Genomic DNA, 232 nt, shown 5'->3' on the forward strand with positions numbered 1-232 from the left:
ATTACCTATTTTAATTTATATTACATATAAATGACTGAATTTAGTATTTTCCCCCTTAGGAATTATGTATTTTGCATTTCCAAGACAATAGTCAATTATCTCTAACAAAGCGCTTTTACCACTTTTGGATTGACCTGTAATAATATTCAATCCTCTTTTTAACTCAACAAATCTTTTTTCACCATTTTTATTAAATACAGCAATTCCTTTTATATATGCATTCATATATTAT

General features: G+C 25.0%; 1 protein-coding gene. It reads right to left on the minus strand.

Annotated elements, in window-relative coordinates; all coding sequences use genetic code 11:
- Nucleotides 1–15 precede the first annotated feature (15 nt).
- The gene (locus KVT37_RS33125) at nt 16–225 is read right to left on the minus strand and encodes an AAA family ATPase (RefSeq protein ID WP_217579115.1); all 210 of its coding nucleotides are present in this window, start codon (nt 223–225) and stop codon (nt 16–18) included.
- Nucleotides 226–232: the final 7 nt, after the last annotated feature.

Source organism: Mesorhizobium sp. GbtcB19, from assembly GCF_019091085.1.
GTDB lineage: Bacteria > Pseudomonadota > Alphaproteobacteria > Rhizobiales > Rhizobiaceae > Mesorhizobium.

What these genes read in the sequence shown, in the direction of transcription:
- KVT37_RS33125 (WP_217579115.1), bottom strand. Translation starts at nt 225, where the DNA reads ATGAATGCATATATAAAAGGAATTGCTGTATTTAATAAAAATGGTGAA.